The organism is Sphaerisporangium viridialbum, from assembly GCF_049674955.1.
In the GTDB taxonomy this organism is placed as follows: Bacteria; Actinomycetota; Actinomycetes; order Streptosporangiales; family Streptosporangiaceae; genus Sphaerisporangium; species Sphaerisporangium viridialbum.
Window position 1 is genome coordinate 758,632 of the sequence record NZ_CP187232.1, and the last position, 17,332, is coordinate 775,963.

Consider the following 17,332-nt stretch of genomic DNA (forward strand, 5'->3'; position numbering starts at 1 on the left):
ATGGCCGCCGGCCTCAGCGGCACACGCCTGGCGCAGGGGTCCAAGGTGTGCACAGGGCGTCCGGGTCGGCGTACGCCGACGAGGTTGGGTCAGCGCTGGGCGTAGGCCTTCGGCAGTCGCATGCCGCGGTCGGCCATGATCTGCCGGACGTGGTTCGGGTAGTCAGTGATGATGCCGTCGATGCCCATGTCCATGAGGGCCTCGATGGTGGGGAGGTCGTCGCAGGTCCACGGGATGATCTTCAGGCCACGCGCGTGCGCCTCCGACACCATCGTCTGATCGACGTAGAAGCGGAAGCCCGGGTCGCTGATCTTTCCGTTCTGCGGGAAGCCGTACACCGGAGACAGCGCCGTGACACCGGGGATGGCGGCGGCGGCCTTCACGAAGTCGCCGCCGAAGTCGTCGGCGTCGATCCCGCCGAGCCACGGGGAGGCGCCGGGCTTGCCGACCTGGAGGAAGTCGTAGTTCGTCAGCGCCACCAGCGGCCACCTCGGCGCAAGCCGGTGCATCACCTTCAATGCGCCCCAGTCGAAGGACTGGATGGTGACCTGGTCCTCGATCCCCGAGGCGTGGATCTCCTCGAAGACCCGGCGGACGAACAGCTCGCGCGGCGCCGTCTGCTCGGGCGCGCCTGCCTCGACCTTGGTCTCGATGTTGAGCTTGACCTGGTTGGCGTGGTAGCTCTTGACGAGGTTCAGGACGTCCTTGAGCTCGACCATCCGGAAGCCCTTGATCTGCTCCTGCTCGGGGAAACCGGGCAACTGCTGGTAGCCGCAGTCCATGGTCTTGATCTGCGCCAGGGTCAGGTCCTTGATGTACTTCCCGACGTACGGGTACATCGGGTCGCCAGTCGTGACCGGTGCGGTGTCGCGGCACTTCTGGGCGCTGATCTGCCGGTCGTGGTTGACGACGACCTTCTCATCCTTGGTGACATGAGTGTCCAGCTCCAGGGTGCTGACCCCGAGGCGCAGGGCCTTACCGAACCCCTCCAGCGACTCCTCGGTCGTCATGCCGATCCCGCCGCGGTGGGCCTGCAGGTCGAAGTGGGTCTTCTGGGGCAGCACACCAGGACCATGCGCCGTTGACGCGTGGGCGGCCACTGGCGCGGCCAGCGCGGGCACAATGGCCAGGCTCACCAGGACATGACGAAGGTGCATCGGGGGCTCCGCTTCATTAGGTCTATCGGACCTCAGCGACGCTAGATCGCTGGCCGATACCCCCTTGCGGCCATGGCGTGATGGGGTCGTGAACGTTCGCGGAACGCAGGTCTCGGGGCTCGGCACGACAGCAGCCTGACGTTATGCAGGTGAATACCTGCATAACGACGGGTGTTGTCTCTCCCGGAGTTCCGGGAGAGACGTGATCTGATCACCGCCTGCATGCCGGTGCGGCCGGCAGAACGGGAGGGCCGCGCAGTGTCAGGTTCTCGAGAGGCGGGGACCGTCGGGTCAGAGTCCGGCGACCCAGTAGGGGGACACGTCCATCCAGCCGTTGGCGGCGGCGCCGTGGAGGCGGCCGCTGCTGGTGGTGGACAGCGTGTACCAGGAGTCGACGTAGTCCGGGTCGTCGGTCCACCACGAGGTCGGGATCGCGGAGAGGATCGCGCTGACCAGCGGGATGTAGGCGCCGCCGTCCGCGATCGTGAGCAGGGCGGTGGCGATGGCCTGGGCGAGTTGCTGGTAGTTGGTGTCGCCGTCGTCTTCCATCATCACGACGTCGGCCAGGTTGTACTTGTACGCCGAGAAGTGCACGAGCAGTTGGTTCGGGTAATAGGTCGTGCCGTCATAGTCGAGGTAGGGCATCTGGACGATGTTGACGGTGGGTTTGCCGTCGAGCCCGAACCCGCCGACGATGCTGTAGATCTCGGCGGCGCCCTTGATCCAGGGCTCCTGGTCGTCGCTGAGCTGGATCGCGTTGACCTTGGTCGCCCAGTACCCGCCGACAGAGGCCGCCGCGGCCGGTCTGGCGGCCACGATGCCGCGCGCGGCCAGGGTGTCCCGCATCAGCTGCAGGCCCATGGTCAGCGACTTCGCCACGTCCACGTCGATCACGAGAACGGGTCGCTGGGGTGCTCTGACCGGGTCCAGGAGGACCTTTCCGCCGAGCGGGTCGTACGCGGTCACCGCGGTGGGCGCGTCATCGGTGGGCACCGCCGCGACCAGCGGCACCTCGCCGCGCGCCAGAGCCGCGCGCATGCCGGGGTCCGCGAGCCGCACCTGAAGTACTGATCCGCCGTTCGCGGGTAAGCCCTTCGCCGCGAGCACGGACAGGTTGGCGGCGCGCGCGGCCGGGCCGAGGCTGGTTTCGCGCTCCAGCTTGAGTAGGTCCGCGGCCCCGGACGTGGTCGCCGAGGCGATGCGGTCTCGGACGGTCCGGTCGGCCAAGGCGCTGGCGACCTGGCCGGCGAGGCGGTCGGTGATGGCGAAGACCTTGCTGGACTTCTCTGTTCCGGCGGCGGGTTCCTTCGTCGCGGTGGGCCCCGCGGAGGAGAGGGACGTGGCGGTCGGGGCGGCTTGGGCGGTACCGGTCGTCAGGGCGAGTGCGGCCACTGTGGCGAGGGTGGCCATGCGGACTCGGGTCACGAGCCTTCTCCTTCTTTATCGGGGCTCCGGCCGGAGTGGGTCTCGATGCCGCGGACCCGGAGTTTGGCGGTTCTGGACCCAAGAAGGCCCCTGTGCCGGCGAAGCACGGTCAGGGGCCTCTTGGACTCATGGGTCGATCAGGGGATCAGCCGTTGGCGAGGGCTTGGATGCGGGAGAAGTCGCCGTTGAAGTAGTCTTGGTCGCCGGGGAAGGTGCCGTGGTCGGCGAACTGCCAGATGGTCTGGTAGCCCCACTTGTACGGCATGGGCCCGGGCGAGCCGTTGTAGTTGGCGAGCATCAGCGGGTTGGTGGAGGAGAAGTCGCCGATGTTGCCGGTGCACTGGCTCCACCAGCTGGTGGCCGTGTAGATGACCGGCCAGCGGCCCGTCCTCGCGTGGTACTGGTTGCTGAAGGAGAGGATCCAGTTGACCATGCCGGAGGCCGACAGCCCGTAGCAGGCCGCGCCGTACGGGTTCCACTCCATGTCGAGCAGGCCGGGCAGGGTCTTGCCGTCACGGGACCAGCCGCCGCCGTGATTGACGAAGTAGTCGGCCTGGGTCGCGCCGGAGGAGGTGTTCGGCGTGGCGAAGTGGTACGCGCCGCGGATCAGGCCCGCGTTGTACGAGCCGGTGTACTGCTGGCTGAAGTACGGGTTGGTGTAGTTGGTGGACTCGGTCGCCTTGACGTAGGCGAACCTGGCGCCGTTGGCGGCCACCGATGCCCAGTTGACGTTGCCCTGCCAGCCGCTGACGTCGAGGCCGGGGGTCTGGGCGGCGAGCGGGGTGATGGTCACCTTGCCGCTGCCGGGTTCGTGCTTGGCCACCTGCGAACCCATCCAGTCCCTTTCGGGGTGGGTGACGGGGTTGGCGGCGGCTTCCGTCGCGGGGGCGGGGTCGGCCGGGGCGGCGGATGCGGGGAGAGCGCCCAGTGTGACCGTTACGCAGGTCAGGGCGGCGACGGCGAGCGCTGTGAAGCGCGAGGTGAGCGCCGTCAGGGGAAGGCGGTTGTCGCTTGCCACGTGGTCCTCCGAGTGGGGGGTTTTCTCGAGGAACGGTCGAGAGATCGCGGCGGGCGTCCGTTGGCTCCAGCCCATAGGCCGGACGGTCCCGTGAGAGCCGCGGTGCCGGATGGCCCCGCGAGAGCCGCGGCGCCAGACAGCACGGAAAGCCTCCTTTCCGTCAAATGCGTCTACTCCAGCAAGTAACTAACCTTCGTTCGGACCTATGTAAAAGGTGTAAAGTTTCCTAACTATTGCTGTCCGATTGGCAGATCTCTCGCATGGCGCTGGTCACGGGGGGCGACCTGCGAGCGCGACGCTGGTGGCGGGTGGGGAGAGCGCGGGGAAGCGGGAGCGAGGGCGGCAGCGGGGCGGTACGCCAGCGAGGCGTCGCTTCCGCTGGGAGCGGTGCCTCGCCGGCGTTGGCCCCAAAAATCTGGACATACCCCCCTGAAGGTTGCCTAGGGCAATGATATATATTTGCCTAAGGCAACTAGATGGAGGCGGTCATGGCATCGGAGGACAGCTGCGGTGAGCTGCTTGTCCGGCTGAGTGACATGGGTGCGGTGATGAAGGCGGTCAAGAGGGATCTGCCGTTCGCCGGCTCCCGCGCCGGGCTCGCCCTGCTCGTGGCGCTCAGCCGTTGTGGCGAGGTCCGTATGGGCGAGCTGGCGGAGATGTTCGAGGTCGACCAGTCGGTGATCAGCCGGCACGTGGCCGACCTCCAGGAACGCGGCTGGATCGAGCGCATCCCCAACCCCCGCGACGGGCGCTCCTGGTACGTCCGGCTCACCCCGGACGGGCGGCAGGTCACCGAGGAGCTGCTCGACCATGTCCGTCACCTTCTCGCCGACACCCTCGGCGACTGGACCGACGAGGAGATCGCCGAGCTCGCCGGCCTTCTGGCCCGGCTCCGTACGAGCTTCGACGCCCGCCGGGCCCACACCATCCACGCTTCCCGCACGGCGCAGACAGTGAAAGGACATTGATGGCAACCGCAGTACCGGCCGGGGTGCAGGAGGCCGCACCCGAACCGGCCGCTCCGATGTCGCATCGGGAGATCCTGGAAGCGCTGTCGGGACTGCTCCTCGGCATGTTCGTGGCGATCCTGTCGTCGACCGTCGTGTCGAACGCCCTGCCCACGATCATCGCCGACCTGCACGCCGATGAGAACACCTACACCTGGGTGATCACCTCGACCCTGCTGGCCACCACGATCTCCACGCCCATCTGGGGCAAGCTCGCCGACCTGGTGAGCAAGAAGGTCCTGGTGCAGCTCGGTCTCATCATCTTCGTCATCGGCTCGGCCATCGCGGGCGTGTCGCAGAACCCGGGCATGCTCATCGGGGCCCGGGTGATCCAGGGTCTCGGAGCCGGCGGCCTGACCGCGCTGGCCCAGGTCATCATGGCGGCGATCATCTCGCCCCGCGAGCGCGGCCGTTACTCCGGCTACCTCGGCGCGGTCTTCGCCCTCGCGACCATCGGCGGGCCGCTCATCGGCGGCGTCATCGTGGACACCTCCTGGCTCGGCTGGCGCTGGTGCTTCTACGTGGGGGTGCCGTTCGCCGTCATCGCCCTGATCGTCCTGCAGAAGACGCTCCACGTCCCCGTGTACAAGCGCAAGGTCAACATCGACTGGGCCGGCGCGGTGCTCATCAGCGCCGCGGTCTCCCTGCTGCTGGTGTGGGTCTCGTTCGCGGGCCACAAGTACGACTGGCTGTCGTGGCAGACCGCCGCCATGGTGGGCGGCGCGCTGGTACTGGCACTGATCTTCCTGTTCGTCGAGTCGAGGGCCGGCGAGCCGATCGTCCCGCTGCACCTGTTCCGCAACAGCGCGATCACCCTCGCGGTGGTCGCCAGCATGCTGGTCGGTGTCGCCATGTTCGGCGCGACGACCTTCCTGAGCCAGTACTTCCAGCTCGCCCGGGGCGAGACGCCCACCATGGCGGGTGTCATGACCCTGCCGATGATCCTCGGCCTGGCGGTCTCGTCGACCGTAGCCGGTCAGATCATCACCCGCACCGGACGCTGGAAGATCTTCCTCGTCATCGGCGGCGTGCTCCTCACCGCCGGATTCGGGCTCATGGGCTCGATGCGGTTCGACACCGCCTACTGGCTCCTGGCGATCTACATGTTCGCCATGGGCGTCGGCGTGGGCCTGACCATGCAGAACCTCGTCCTGTCCGTCCAGAACCAGGTCAGGCCGGAGGAGCTCGGAGCGGCCAGTTCGGTCGTCGCGTTCTTCCGCACGCTCGGCGGCGCCATCGGCGTCGGCGCGCTCGGCGCCGTGCTGGGCCACCGGGTCATCCAGTACCTGGAGGAGGGCCTGTCCAAGATCGGCGTGCACAGCAGCCTGAGCAACGGCTCGATTCCCCGCCTGGCGGACCTGCCCGGCCCCGTCCGCGAGGTCGTCACGGGCGCGTACGGCCACGGCGTCGGCGACGTGTTCCTGTACGCGGCGCCGAGCGCTTTGCTGGCCCTGATCGCCATCCTGTTCATCAAGGAGATCCCGCTGCGCACGGCCAGCGCCGAGCAGATGCGCTCAGGCGTGGACGAGAACCAGCCGGTGCGCAACGGCACGGGCCCCGGCCGTCACGCCCAGCAGCGGGACACCCAGGAGCTGGTGTCCGTGGGCGCCGAGGCCCCGGCCGCGTTCAACGGGTTCGCCGCCACCCGCGCCTCGGCGCAGGCGTCGTCCCAGCTCTCCGGGGAGGCGCCGGTCCAGCAGACGGTGTACGCGTCCGCGGGCGCGCCCCATCCCGAGGGCGGCAGCGGGATCCGCGGGTTCATCAAGGGCGCCGACGGCACGCCGGTGCCCCACGCCACCCTCACCCTGATCGACGTACGAGGCCACCAGCTCGGCCGCGCGGTCACGCAGGCGGACGGCGGGTACAGCCTGTGGACGCCGAGCAGCGGCACGTACGTCCTCATCGCCTCCGCCAGCGACCACGACCCGCAGGTGGCGACCCTGGCGGTCGGTGACCAGCCGCTGGACTTCGATCTCGTGCTCGCCGGCTCGGGCAAGCTCATCGGCACCGTCCGCGACCCGGACGGCAAGCCGGTCGTCCAGGCGATGGTCATCGTGACGGACGTGCGCGGGGAGGTCATCACCACGGGCGTGACCGCCTCGGACGGCGTCTTCGGCTTCGCGGGCGTCGTCGCGGGCAGCTACACCCTCGCCGTCAGCGCGGCGGGTCACCGTCCCGCCGCGGTGCCCGTGGAGGTCGGCACCGGCCAGACCAGGCAGGACGTCGAGCTGCTGCCCGGCGTCCGCGTCAGGGGCACGGTCCGCGTCAAGGACGGCGGGCCGGTGGCCGACGCCCGCGTCACGCTGCTCGACGCCGCGGGCAACGTCGTCGGCTCCGCCACCACCGGGGAGGACGGGGAGTACGCCTTCGCCGACCTGACGGGCGGCCAGTACACCGTCATCGCCACCGGGTACCCGCCCGTGGCGAGCGCGCTCAACCTGGCGGGCCAGGGCGACGACGCGTACGACCTGTGGCTGGGGCACCCCGAATGAGCAGCACGCTCGCGGGAAGGTACGGCCTGCACGCCGTTGTCCGCACCAAGGACGGCTGGGCGGTGCCGCACGCCGTGGTCACGGTGACCGACATGTCCGGCCACCAGGTCGTACGGATGGACGCGGACGCCGGCGGCACGGTCCTGACCGAGCCGCTCAGCCCCGGCGTCTACACCGTCGTGGTCACCGCGGTGGGGTACGCCCCCATCGCGTCCACGGCGATCGCGACGGCCTCCGGCAGCGCCGAGCTGGGCGTGCTGGTGCTCGCGCGGCAGGGCGGTGTCGAGCTGCCGCCGCCCGGCGTGTGGACCATCGACCCGGCGCACTCGAAGGTCGCGGCGACCGCGCAGCACCTGGGGCTGTCCAGCGTCCAGGGACGGTTCCCGGAGTTCGCCGGGCGGATCGACATCGGCGCGACCGCCGAGGCGTCCGCCGTCGTCGCCGAGATCGACGCGACGTCGATCGACACCGGCAACAAGACGCGCGACGACCACCTGCGCTCGGCGGACTTCCTCGACGTCGGGCCGCATCCGGTGATCTCGTTCCGCAGCACCGGGCTGTCGCCCGCGGGCCCTGATCGGTGGACGCTGCACGGCGTCCTGACGCTGAGCGGGATCACCCGCGAGGTGGACCTGGACCTGGCCTACCTCGGCACGAGCCCCGACCCGTGGGGCGGCCTGCGCGCGGCGTTCCGCGCGGTCACCGAGCTGCGCCGGGAGGACTTCGCGATGAACTACAACCAGATCGTCCAGGCGGGGATCTCGCTCATCGGCGCGACTCTGAAGGTGGAGCTGGACATCCAGGCGGTGCAGGGGGAACCCTCGGCTCAGGCCTGATCGTTGAGGCTACGCCGAGGGGCGCGAACCTTTGTCGTTCGAGCGACTCCGACACTGAAGGGAGGAGGAGGCACGATGCCCGAGACACGAGCGGCGGCAGCCGTCCAGGAGGCGGTGCCCGCCGAGGAGTACGAAGCGTACTGCGCGCTCGAGCATCAGCTCGGCGTCCTCTTCCGGCGTTCCCGCGCGCTGTCCGCCGAGATGGGGCGCGCGGTGCACTCAGAGCTGGAGCCGGGGGCGTACGGGATCCTCGTGCGCATCGGGGACGTCGCCCCGGCGCGCTCCAGCGAGCTGGCCGCCTACTTCGGCGTCGGCAAGGCGACGATCAGCCGCCAGCTGAAGGTGCTGGAGGAGCTGCGGCTCATCGGGCGCCAGCCCGACCCGCTGGACGGCCGCGCCCACCTGCTCGAACTCACAGAAGAGGGGCGCGAGCGGCTCGACCGCGCGCGCTCGGCGCGGCAACAGCGCTTCTACGCCCTGCTCGGCACCTGGCCGCAGGATGACGTGCGGCTGCTGGGCCAGATGCTCGCCCGGTTCAACGCCCTGGCCGACAACCTGGAATAGCGCCGGCCGGACGTGATCCCTGGCTGACCTCGGGTCCCCTCGGACGACCCCGGCCCTGGCTCGTCAGGCGACCTGGAACGATCGCTTGGCGAGGCCCATCCAGTAACCGTCGATGGTCTGCCGCGGGGGCGCCTCGGGGTCGGTGGCGGCGCCGAGCGTGACGAACAGCGGCGCGAAGTGCTCGGTGGTCGGGTGCGCGTACGGCATGCCGGGCGCGCGGTGGCGGAAGTCCGCCAGCTCGTCGACCGCGCCGCGGGCCAGCGTCTCGGCGGCCCACGCGTCGAACTCCTGTGACCAGCACGGGGCGACGGCCGCTGGGCTGAAGTCGCGCAGGAACGGCAGCCCGTGGGTGGTGAACCCCGAGCCGATGATGAGCACCCTTTCGTCGCGCAGCGGGCGCAGCCTGCTGCCGAGCCGGAGCAGCCGGTCGGGGTCCAGGGTGGGCAGCGACATCTGCAGGACCGGGATGTCGGCCTCGGGGTACATCACCGTCAGCGGCACGTAGGCGCCGTGGTCGAGACCGCGGTTCGGCTGGCGGCTCACGGTCTCGCCGGCCGGCATGAGCGCGGCCACCTTGGCGGCGAGCTCGGGCGCGCCCGGCGCGCCGTAGCGCACCGAGTAATAGCGCGCGGGGAAGCCGCCGAAGTCGTAGACCAGCGGGACGCCGTCATCGGTGGCGCCGAGCATCAGCGGGGCGGACTCCCAGTGCGCCGAGACGATCAGGATGGCGGTGGGCCGGGGCAGGTCGCGCGACCATGCCGAGAGCTGCGCCGTCCACAGCGCGTCGTCGACCAGCGGTGGGGCGCCGTGGCTGAGATAGAGGGCCGGCATCCGGCCGGTGCCGCCGCTGGACGTGACGTCGCTCATCGCGGGCTCCTTGGTTGAACATTCAAGCATCCAGGAAACCAGAAGATACTTGACTCGTCAATCGAATCCCGGACCTCCCCTTTTGCGGTTTATTTCAGGACATAATTCTTGGGTCATGGTGCGGATACGGGTGCTCGGTCCCCTACACGCGAGCGTCGACGGCCGCGCGGTCTACCTCGGCACGGCGAGGCAGCGCGCGGTGGTCGCACGGCTCGTCTGCGAGGGCGGCCGCGTCGTGTCCACCGACCGGTTCATCGAGGACCTCTGGCAGGGGCAGCCGCCTCCCAAGGCGCTCGGAGCCCTGCAGGTCTACGTCTCCAACCTGCGCCGCGTGCTCGAACCCGGGCGGCGTCCGAGGACCCCGCCGTCCGTACTGGTCAGCGCCGCGCCCGGCTACCGCCTCGACCTCGGTGCCGACGACGTGGACGCCTGGCGGTTCTCCCGCCTTCTCGACGCCGGCTCCACCCGCCTCGCCGCCGGCGCGTACGGTGAGGCGGCCACGCTGATCGACGAGGCGCTCGGCCTGTGGAAGGGACGGCCCTACGGCGAGTTCGCCGACGAGGAGTGGGCCGCGCCCGAGGTGGGGCGGCTGGAGGAGCTCCACCTGGTCGCCGTCGAGTACCGCGCCGAGGCGCAGCTCGGGCTGGGGCGCCAGGCGGAGACCGTTCCCGACCTCGAAGGCCATGTACGGGCGCACCCGCTGCGGGAGAACGCCGTCCGGCTGCTCGCCCTCGCCTACTACCGTTCGGGCAGGCAGGGGGAGGCCCTGGCCGCGCTCCGCAGGGCCAGGGAGACCCTCGCGGCCGAGCTGGGGGTCGACCCCGGCCCTGCGCTGCGCGCGCTCGAAGCCGACGTCCTGGCCCAGGCCGCCTCCCTGGAGCTCCAGCCGGTCATTCCGACGCCTCCGGCGCGGCCCGCCGCACTCATATCCGAGTCCCGCGCACAGGCCACCGCCATGATCGGGCGCGCGGGTGAGCTGGCCAGGCTGGAGGAGATCGCCGGACGACCGGCGGGTTTCCAGATGGTCTGGGTGGCCGGTGACGCGGGGGCGGGCAAGAGCACCCTGGTCGAGGCCCTGGCGGCGCGCGTGGAGCGGAAGGGCGGCCTGGTGGCGTTCGGCCGCTGCCCGGAGACGGGCGGTGGCGCGCCTCCCGCGTGGGCGTGGAGCGAGGTCCTGCGCCGCCTCACAGCCGAGCACCCTCCCACCGGCGGCCTCGCCGCACGGCTGGCGCCGCTCCTGACCGACGACGGGGCGTCCACCGGGCAGTTCCTGCTGGCACGGGCCCTCGGCGAGTACCTCGCGGGCGTCGCGGCGGTGGCTCCCACGCTCGTGGTCATCGAGGACGCGCACCGGGCCGACGGCGAGACGCTGCACCTGCTCAGGTACCTCGCGGTGCCCTCGACGCCGGTGCTGGTCGTCGCGACCTACCGGCCCGCGGAGGCCGAGGCCGACCTCGCCGCCACCCGCGCGGCCCTGGCCGCCCGCACCGCCGCGCATCTCGACCTGCCGGGACTCACCGAGGACGAGGTCGCGCGCCTGCTTTCTGATCGTTCCGGCCTCCGGGTCGACGCCGCCACCGCGCGCACCGTCACCGAGCGGACCGGGGGCAACCCGCTCTTCGTCTGCGAGACGGCCCGGCTGCTGGCCACCGACGGTCCGGCCGCCGCCCACGCCCTGCCGCCCGGCGTACGCGACCTGATCCGCCGCCGGATCGCGAGGCTGCCGGCCACCGCGCAGACCACGTTGCGCGACGCGGCCGTCATCGGCAGGGATGTCGACGTCGACGTGCTGATCGCCATGCACGGCGACGGCGAGGAGACCGTGCTGGCCGGCCTGGAGGCGGGGGTGCTCACCGGCCTGCTGGCCGAGCCGCGTCCCGGGCAGGTGCGCTTCACGCACGTCCTGGTCCGCGAGACGCTGTACGAGGACACCCCGAGGATCCGCCGCGCCCGCCTGCACGGGCGCGTGCTCGACGCCCTTGAGCAGGTACGCCCGGACGACGTCGCCGGGCTCGGGCACCACGCGCTGGCCGCCGCGACCAGCCGCACGGCTCACGGAGCGGCGCGGTACGCCGCCGCGGCGGCCGGGCGGGCGGCCGGCCTGCACGCCCACGCGGAGGCGGCGCGGCTCCTTCAGGGGGCGCTCGACCTGCCGCTGGACGACGAGGCCCTGCGCCTGGACCTGCTCTGCCGGCTCATCTCCGCGCGGGCGCACGCGGGGAACGTGGTGGGGGCGCTGGAGAGCAGGGCGGAGGCCCTGGCGGTGGCCCGCCGGGGGGCCGACCCCGAGGCGGTCGCGCGCGCTCTCACGGCGTACGACGCGCCGGTGCCGTGGACCATCCAGCTCGACCGCCGCGCCGACCATGAGATGGTCGCCGTGATCGAGGAGGCCATCTCGCGGGCCGGCGAGAAGGCGCGGTGCCGGCTGCTGGCGGCCCTCACCTTCGAGCTGGAGGGACACGACGCCACCCGTACCGAGGCGGCGTCGGCCGAGGCGGTCGAGATCGCCCGGCGGACCGGTGACCCCGAGCTGCTGTGCCTGGCGCTCAACGCCCGCTACTTCATGGTGCTGCACCCGGGGCGCCGCGCGGAGCTGGAGGAGCTGGGCCGCGAGCTGCTGGACACGGGCGCCCGCCACGGGCTGCTCGGCTACCAGATGCAGGGCCACCATGCCCTGTTCATGGTGGCACTCGGCCAGGGCGACCTTGCGACCGCGCGGCACCACGCCGACCGCGCCGTGGAGTACTCCACCAGCGGCCAGCTCGGGCTCGCGCTGGCCGTCCTGTCGTTCTTCGACGCGATCGCCCTGCTGGTGCGGGGCGAGTTCGACGAGGCGGAGCGGCTGTACGACGCCGTCACGCGCCGGATGTACGAGTCCGGGGGAGCCAACGCGCTGATCCTCGGCGTCGCCGGGCGGTTCGTCATCCGGCTCGCCAGGGGCGACGCCGGGGACTCCGCCGCCGAGCTGCGGGAGCTGTACGCGTACCTGCCCGAGGAGGTGTCCGAACTCCTGACCAGGGCTCTGGTCGCGGGGAACCGGCTGGGCGAGGCCCGCGAGGTCTGGCTGCCCCGCTGGGACGTGCCGGAGGACTACTACTGGCTGTTCCGGATGAGCCTGCGCGCGGAGAACGCCGTCGCCCTCGGCGACGCGGCGGTCGCGAAGGAGTGCTACGAGGCGCTGCTGCCGTGGGCAGGGGAGCTGGGCGGGCTGCACTGCGGCTCGGTGACGCTCGGGCCGGTCGCCCACATGCTGGGCGACCTCGCCGCGCTCCTGGGCCGTAACGGGGAGTCGGCCGGGCACTACGCGCGGGCGGTGCGGGTCGCGGAGCGGGTGGGCTCCCCGCACTGGGCCGCACGCGCGCGGCGGGCCTCGGCGCGTACGGACCGGATGGTGTGACCCCGCTCTCCTGGATCACACTGTGGCGAGAGGGCCGAAGATCAGGCGCTGGCGGCGGCGGTGCGGCCCCCGGGTCAGCGCCAGCATGATCGACAGCACCGGGCCCGCGATCTTCCGGAGCCGCGCGAGCTCCTCCGGCCTGGCGTACTGGGCGATGCGCGGCAGGTCGAAGGCGGCGTCCCCGCCCTTGCGCACCGCGGTCTCGACGGTGAGCCAGTCGGGCACCGAGACGTACTTCTCGATGATCGGGAAGATGGTCCGCTCCTCCTCCTCGATGTGCTCGTCGAGGAGGTCGGCGAGGGTTCCGAACAGGGTCGCGAGCCGCCCGGCCGCCGTACGGTCGCTCACGAACGCGGCGGCGGAGGAGCGCAGCTCGTCCAGCAGCGGATCGAGCTCCGAGTGGTCGTCGGACAGGTCGGAGAGGTCGACGGCGGCGCCGGCGGAGCGTTCGAGCACCGGCCAGAGGACCTTGTCCTCCATCGAGTGGTGGTGGTGGATGCCGTCGCACAGCTTGGCGATGAACGCGGAGATCGCGGTGGCCCTGGCCCGGTCGCACGACTGCCGCCCCGAGGCGATCTCGCCGGTCACGGCGGCCAGGCGGCGGGTGTCGCCTCGCATGGCGCGATGGGTGATGCGGAATCCCAGAGTGTCGGGAGTGTCGGTGCTGTGCGGCATGATGCTCTTCCTTGCCTGAGTCGTGTTCCTGTCGACCGCCAGCGTGCTCGGGAGCACTTAGAGCTTTCTTGGAACCGACTTAGCAAGGCCGGCGGATCCGGGTGGCAGGCAAGTCGCCGGCCGCGTGCCCGTGGTGCGCGAGTACGTGGTGGCGAGGGCACAGGTGAGGCCGCTGGTGCCATAGCGATCGTTGGTATTTCGAGAAACGGATGTTGGTTGGGCATACTCTGTGCCGCTATGGAGACGCGCTGGGTGGGTCCGGACGGCTACGAGGTCACGGCCGCGACGCGCGGCGATCACCAGGTCCTCCGGCTCCGGCGGCACGGTGAGCTCGTCGCCGACTGCTTCTCCGTGGACGAGCTGCGCCGTTTCGTGGACCTCGCCGATCTGTGCGAGGTGATCGCTTTCCCCTTCGGCGGCCGTCCCCGCCGCAGGCGGCAGGAGGCGCACCGCTAGTGCCACGCCGCGCTGATCCGGGTCAGCGCGGGGGGCGCATCAGGAGATCGAGCCGGGTCTGTGCCTCGGCGGGGTCGAGGCCGTCCATGGACTCTCGTATCAGTTCCTGGGTCCTGCGCTCGGCGTCGTGCTGGGCGCGACGGGCGGCCGAGAGCACCTCCTCGGCCAGCGTCTGGCTGTCCAGGCGCGGTGCCCTGGGGCCGAAGGTGACGTCCAGCACCTTCCCGTCCGCCGCGACCGTCACCGTCACCTGGCCGGACGCCGCCTCACCGGTGCCGATGACCTCGTCGAGATCGCCTTGCACCTTCTCGATCGACCTCAGCATCCGCTCGGCCAGCCGCGCGGGCTGATCGAGGACTTCCTCGCGGATGCCGCCTGGGTCCATGGGTGGGCCGAACAACGATCACCCTCCGAGGATTTCGTGAGCCACCCGCTCGATCTGAGTCCGGACGAGGCCGGCGTCCGGTGGCTCCGGCAGATCCGCGGTGCCGTCAAGGGCCTCGTTCACGATCGCCTGGGTCTGGCACTCCGCGTCCTGCTGAGCGGCCTGGAGCGCCGCCGCCACGTCCCGGCCGAGGGTCACCCGGTCACGTCGCATCGCACGAGGATTCAAGAAGACCCCTGTGATGCCGCCCCGCCCATCGCAGGTCGCCCTGATCAGGTCGTCCCCGCTCGCGCCCTGCCCGGTGACCTGGCTGATCCTCTCCTGTGCCTCCTGAAGGGCGCGCATCGAGTCCTGGGCCTGCCTCAGGTAGGCATGCAGATGCTCCGAGTCGTAAGGCGCGGATGTCATTGCGATCTCCGGACTCCAGCGGGGGCGGTGAGGTCAAGCGACCAGTATGACCAAGCAGGCCGCTTCGAGGCCTGACCCAAGGATAGGGACCACCGAACCGATCAAGGCAAGTATCGGCGCCGATGATCCCGTTAGGGTCGGGTGGTATGAGCCGAGAACTTGACATTCACCGGACATGGGTAGAGCAGACCGCTTCGCGCCGGATGCAGATCCATGGTGAGGACTACGGCGCGGCGGTGCGAGGACCCGCGGGAGGCGAGATCGGCGGCGCCTCATGGGGCGAGACCGGGCTGATCGCCGAGTGCGCCGCCGCCTTCAGCGAGAGCGGTCGCCACCTGCACGAACTGCTCAGCGATCTCGGCCTGACGATGGACCAGACCGGTGAGCGTCTGCGCGTCGCGTCAACATGCCTCGGCGAGGTGGACACCGCCGTTCAGCGTGACGCCGACAGACTGCACGACCTGGGATCGATGTGACGCTGCCGCCGCAGGCCGCCCTGGCGATGCAGGTCATCGGCCTTGACCCTGCCATCCTCCCCAACACCGACGGGATGGACGAACAGGCCTCCCAACTGCGGACCGTGGCCGCCGGCGCCGACCGTGCCGCCGGCGATGCCGAAGGCACGATGCGGCAGGCCCAGCAGCTCTACCGCGGTGAGTCCGGCGCCGCCATGGCCGACGACTGGCAGCGGACCGGCAACAGCGGAGGGCACCTCAGTCAGGCCAGCGCTGTGGCCAACCGAATCCCCACAGCGCTCAACGGCCTCTCCGGGGTGGCCAAGATCGCCGAACTGGCCCTGGGTGCCGAGGCGATGTACGCCACCTACAGGGCCGGCAGGGAGTTGCTGATAGGTGGTCCCACCGGGCCCGCCAGGGCGTCCGTGCAGCTGCTTCTGGGCCGCCACAAGTCGAACTTGATCGTCCACGAGCTGCGTGAAGGCACCGGCAAGGTGCTGGCACGCGCCGTCAGAGAAAAGATCCTTGGGCCCCTTCAGGGGCTTCTCCGCAACATGAAGGGTCCCCGTGGCCCGATGCCGAATGCCGTCGGAGCCGGAGGCCGCATCGACGTCCCGGTCAGTGGCGGCAGGTTCATGGAGCAGGCCGGCCCACGCGGCGGCCACACTCTGCAGATGGGCCGGAAGGGCTGGTTCTCTCCCGGTGGCGGGACTCCCAGAGCCAGCGACAAAGCGATGAAAGCGGCAGAGAACCTGGTGGAGCAAGATGCTCGCCTGGCCGAACGCGAGGCGAAGATGCTTGACGAAATGGCGGATCGAAAGACGTCGAGTGCGCGTAGGAGGCGTGAGGAAGGAGATGTGGAGTCGGCGAACTCATTGGTAGATGGAGCACTCAACGACCGCACCGAGGCGAAGATCGTGAGGCGTGGGAGGAGGAACTGAGATCACTCTGGCGTCTCGGGCCATGCCTTCCGGGGACGCCGCCAGAGCTTCGGCAAGGTGACGTGTGATCCGGTGCCTGTCCCGTGACGTACGCCGCCGCCCGGAGGATCGCTGTCCGGGCGGCGTCTGGCATGCCTCGACCTCGTAGACGAACCTCGACGCCGCTGAAGGTGTGGGGGGCGGCGGCGCCCGGTCGGCCGCGCTCGCACAGGCTCGCTGGGGGCGGGGATCCGGTGCTCGCCGGGGTGGCGTCCGGGAGAGCTCCGGGTGGGCGTTCTGATTCGCATCGGTCGCGGGGTCCGTGTATGGTTACACCTGTCCGCAGCGCGGCGCGGTAACGCGAAACGCGAGCGAGACCGGCCCCTTTAGCTCAGTCGGCAGAGCGTCTCCATGGTAAGGAGAAGGTCTACGGTTCGATTCCGTAAAGGGGCTCGACAGCGCAAATGCCCTCTCCCGGATTCCGGGGTGGGGCTTTTCGCTTGTGGGTATCCGACCGTGCTCACTAGTCCGCCTGTAAATAAGGGGAAGTGTAGGGGCCCAGCGATCAGGCATACTTGGAGCACCTAGCCCAGATCGGGCACGCCAATGCGCGTGCGCGATCGTCTTACAGGTCAGGTATCCTTTCGAGGCCGGTCGAGTTCGCCGGCCTGAGGCGGAGTAGCTCAGTCAGGCAGAGCAAGCGGCTCATAATCGCTGTGTCGCCGGTTCAAGTCCGGCCTCCGCTACTACCCTGCCGGGTCCCCCTGCAAAGGGAGACCGGGTTCGGGTTGTCCATGTGTCCCAAACGTAGAAAGGCACTCCCACGTGGCTGCCACCGACGTTAGGCCGAAGATCACGCTGGCCTGCCAGGAGTGCAAGCACCGCAACTACATCACGCGGAAGAACCGGCGCAACGACCCGGACAGGCTTGAGCTGAAGAAGTACTGCCCCAACTGCAAGTGCCACCGTGCACACCGCGAGACGCGCTAGCCGCGCCAGGGCATGGTGATCCCCGGGCACCGGGGCACCCTCAGCAGCACTTCGGCATTTTCGCGCGACCGGCGTTCTCCCTAGAGAGCGCCGGTTTGCCGCGTTCGGAAACAGGCCCGCCTGGGCGCGATGCCGACCGGCCTGCGCCGATTCCGCGGCGGGGCGGGCTAGCGTTCTCCCTACCGGCGGAGGGCGCGAGCCGCGCGGACCGGATCCTCGATCCATCCACGACGGCCGAACCTTGTTCTGTTACCGTCGGGGCTCCGCAGCTCTGCGTTCC

The 17,332-nt window shown here is 70.3% G+C and carries 16 protein-coding genes and 2 tRNA genes; 11 read left to right on the forward strand and 7 right to left on the reverse strand.

Annotated features, from left to right (window positions below; all coding sequences use genetic code 11):
* Positions 1 to 89: 89 nt before the first annotated feature.
* From ACOZ38_RS03535 to ACOZ38_RS03545, 3 genes are all read right to left on the reverse strand, one after another.
* The gene (locus ACOZ38_RS03535) at positions 90 to 1,157 is read right to left on the reverse strand and encodes a glycerophosphodiester phosphodiesterase family protein (protein ID WP_424528773.1); all 1,068 of its coding nucleotides are present in this window, start codon (positions 1,155 to 1,157) and stop codon (positions 90 to 92) included.
* A 291-nt stretch (positions 1,158 to 1,448) separates the two neighbouring features.
* A complete protein-coding gene (locus tag ACOZ38_RS03540; RefSeq protein WP_424528774.1) occupies positions 1,449 to 2,582 on the reverse strand; it encodes a DUF3103 family protein in 1,134 nt (377 codons plus the stop codon).
* 145 nt (positions 2,583 to 2,727) lie between these two features.
* Positions 2,728 to 3,600, reverse strand: coding sequence for a lysozyme (locus ACOZ38_RS03545; protein ID WP_424528775.1), 873 nt, complete (start codon positions 3,598 to 3,600; stop codon positions 2,728 to 2,730).
* Positions 3,601 to 4,088: 488 nt separating this feature from the next.
* On the opposite strand from ACOZ38_RS03545, the gene ACOZ38_RS03550 reads away from it, so the two are divergent.
* The 4 genes from ACOZ38_RS03550 to ACOZ38_RS03565 all read left to right on the forward strand — a co-directional run bounded on the left by ACOZ38_RS03550 (position 4,089) and on the right by ACOZ38_RS03565 (position 8,499).
* Entirely contained in the window at positions 4,089 to 4,568 is a 480-nt protein-coding gene (locus tag ACOZ38_RS03550; protein ID WP_424528776.1) for a MarR family winged helix-turn-helix transcriptional regulator, read from the forward strand.
* Entirely contained in the window at positions 4,568 to 7,099 is a 2,532-nt protein-coding gene (locus ACOZ38_RS03555; protein ID WP_424528777.1) for an MFS transporter, read from the forward strand. Before ACOZ38_RS03550 ends, ACOZ38_RS03555 begins: the two co-directional genes overlap by 1 nt.
* Positions 7,096 to 7,935: a YceI family protein gene (locus ACOZ38_RS03560; protein WP_424528778.1), complete on the forward strand. Its 840-nt coding sequence runs from the start codon at positions 7,096 to 7,098 to the stop codon at positions 7,933 to 7,935. Before ACOZ38_RS03555 ends, ACOZ38_RS03560 begins: the two co-directional genes overlap by 4 nt.
* 75 nt (positions 7,936 to 8,010) lie before the next feature.
* Complete coding sequence (locus tag ACOZ38_RS03565) at positions 8,011 to 8,499, forward strand: MarR family winged helix-turn-helix transcriptional regulator (protein ID WP_424528779.1); 489 nt, start codon at positions 8,011 to 8,013, stop codon at positions 8,497 to 8,499.
* 63 nt (positions 8,500 to 8,562) lie between these two features.
* Here ACOZ38_RS03565 and ACOZ38_RS03570 read toward each other — a convergent pair whose 3' ends face one another.
* Entirely contained in the window at positions 8,563 to 9,366 is an 804-nt protein-coding gene (locus ACOZ38_RS03570) for a dioxygenase (protein ID WP_424528780.1), read from the reverse strand.
* Between the two features lie 115 nt (positions 9,367 to 9,481).
* On the opposite strand from ACOZ38_RS03570, the gene ACOZ38_RS03575 reads away from it, so the two are divergent.
* Positions 9,482 to 12,763 (forward strand): BTAD domain-containing putative transcriptional regulator, encoded by a 3,282-nt coding sequence (locus ACOZ38_RS03575; RefSeq protein ID WP_424528781.1) that lies wholly within the window; start codon positions 9,482 to 9,484, stop codon positions 12,761 to 12,763.
* Positions 12,764 to 12,778: 15 nt separating this feature from the next.
* Here the strand turns inward: ACOZ38_RS03575 and ACOZ38_RS03580 are convergent, their stop codons facing one another.
* A complete protein-coding gene (locus ACOZ38_RS03580) occupies positions 12,779 to 13,438 on the reverse strand; it encodes a hemerythrin domain-containing protein (RefSeq protein WP_424528782.1) in 660 nt (219 codons plus the stop codon).
* 237 nt (positions 13,439 to 13,675) lie between these two features.
* Between ACOZ38_RS03580 and ACOZ38_RS03585 the strand changes: the two genes are divergently transcribed.
* On the forward strand, positions 13,676 to 13,894 hold the full coding sequence (locus tag ACOZ38_RS03585; protein ID WP_424528783.1) for a transposase: 219 nt from the start codon (positions 13,676 to 13,678) through the stop codon (positions 13,892 to 13,894).
* Positions 13,895 to 13,916: 22 nt separating this feature from the next.
* Here the strand turns inward: ACOZ38_RS03585 and ACOZ38_RS03590 are convergent, their stop codons facing one another.
* Positions 13,917 to 14,294, reverse strand: a complete 378-nt coding sequence (locus tag ACOZ38_RS03590; RefSeq protein ID WP_424528784.1) for a YbaB/EbfC family nucleoid-associated protein — start codon at positions 14,292 to 14,294, stop codon at positions 13,917 to 13,919.
* A gap of 3 nt (positions 14,295 to 14,297) precedes the next feature.
* On the reverse strand, positions 14,298 to 14,687 hold the full coding sequence (locus ACOZ38_RS03595; RefSeq protein WP_424528785.1) for a YbaB/EbfC family nucleoid-associated protein: 390 nt from the start codon (positions 14,685 to 14,687) through the stop codon (positions 14,298 to 14,300).
* A 146-nt stretch (positions 14,688 to 14,833) separates the two neighbouring features.
* Here ACOZ38_RS03595 and ACOZ38_RS03600 point away from each other — a divergent pair, with 146 nt between their 5' ends.
* From ACOZ38_RS03600 to rpmG, 5 genes are all read left to right on the forward strand, one after another.
* The gene (locus ACOZ38_RS03600) at positions 14,834 to 15,163 is read left to right on the forward strand and encodes a hypothetical protein (RefSeq protein WP_424528786.1); all 330 of its coding nucleotides are present in this window, start codon (positions 14,834 to 14,836) and stop codon (positions 15,161 to 15,163) included.
* Positions 15,160 to 16,083, forward strand: coding sequence for a hypothetical protein (locus ACOZ38_RS03605; RefSeq protein WP_424528787.1), 924 nt, complete (start codon positions 15,160 to 15,162; stop codon positions 16,081 to 16,083). Before ACOZ38_RS03600 ends, ACOZ38_RS03605 begins: the two co-directional genes overlap by 4 nt.
* 359 nt (positions 16,084 to 16,442) lie before the next feature.
* Positions 16,443 to 16,515: transfer RNA gene (locus ACOZ38_RS03610), tRNA-Thr, on the forward strand.
* Positions 16,516 to 16,734: 219 nt separating this feature from the next.
* Positions 16,735 to 16,808 (forward strand) — tRNA-Met (locus tag ACOZ38_RS03615).
* 79 nt (positions 16,809 to 16,887) lie between these two features.
* Positions 16,888 to 17,052: a 50S ribosomal protein L33 gene (rpmG, locus tag ACOZ38_RS03620; RefSeq protein WP_184608557.1), complete on the forward strand. Its 165-nt coding sequence runs from the start codon at positions 16,888 to 16,890 to the stop codon at positions 17,050 to 17,052.
* The last annotated feature ends 280 nt before the right edge of the window (positions 17,053 to 17,332 follow it).

Bases quoted from the DNA above. Each gene is read 5' to 3' on its own strand.
- ACOZ38_RS03535 (WP_424528773.1), bottom strand. From the start codon at position 1,157: ATGCACCTTCGTCATGTCCTGGTGAGCCTGGCCATTGTGCCCGCGCTG.
- ACOZ38_RS03550 (WP_424528776.1), top strand. From the start codon at position 4,089: ATGGCATCGGAGGACAGCTGCGGTGAGCTGCTTGTCCGGCTGAGTGAC.
- ACOZ38_RS03555 (WP_424528777.1), top strand. From the start codon at position 4,568: ATGGCAACCGCAGTACCGGCCGGGGTGCAGGAGGCCGCACCCGAACCG.
- ACOZ38_RS03560 (WP_424528778.1), top strand. From the start codon at position 7,096: ATGAGCAGCACGCTCGCGGGAAGGTACGGCCTGCACGCCGTTGTCCGC.
- ACOZ38_RS03565 (WP_424528779.1), top strand. From the start codon at position 8,011: ATGCCCGAGACACGAGCGGCGGCAGCCGTCCAGGAGGCGGTGCCCGCC.
- ACOZ38_RS03570 (WP_424528780.1), bottom strand. From the start codon at position 9,366: ATGAGCGACGTCACGTCCAGCGGCGGCACCGGCCGGATGCCGGCCCTC.
- ACOZ38_RS03575 (WP_424528781.1), top strand. From the start codon at position 9,482: ATGGTGCGGATACGGGTGCTCGGTCCCCTACACGCGAGCGTCGACGGC.
- ACOZ38_RS03580 (WP_424528782.1), bottom strand. From the start codon at position 13,438: ATGCCGCACAGCACCGACACTCCCGACACTCTGGGATTCCGCATCACC.
- ACOZ38_RS03585 (WP_424528783.1), top strand. From the start codon at position 13,676: ATGGAGACGCGCTGGGTGGGTCCGGACGGCTACGAGGTCACGGCCGCG.
- ACOZ38_RS03595 (WP_424528785.1), bottom strand. From the start codon at position 14,687: ATGACATCCGCGCCTTACGACTCGGAGCATCTGCATGCCTACCTGAGG.
- ACOZ38_RS03600 (WP_424528786.1), top strand. From the start codon at position 14,834: ATGAGCCGAGAACTTGACATTCACCGGACATGGGTAGAGCAGACCGCT.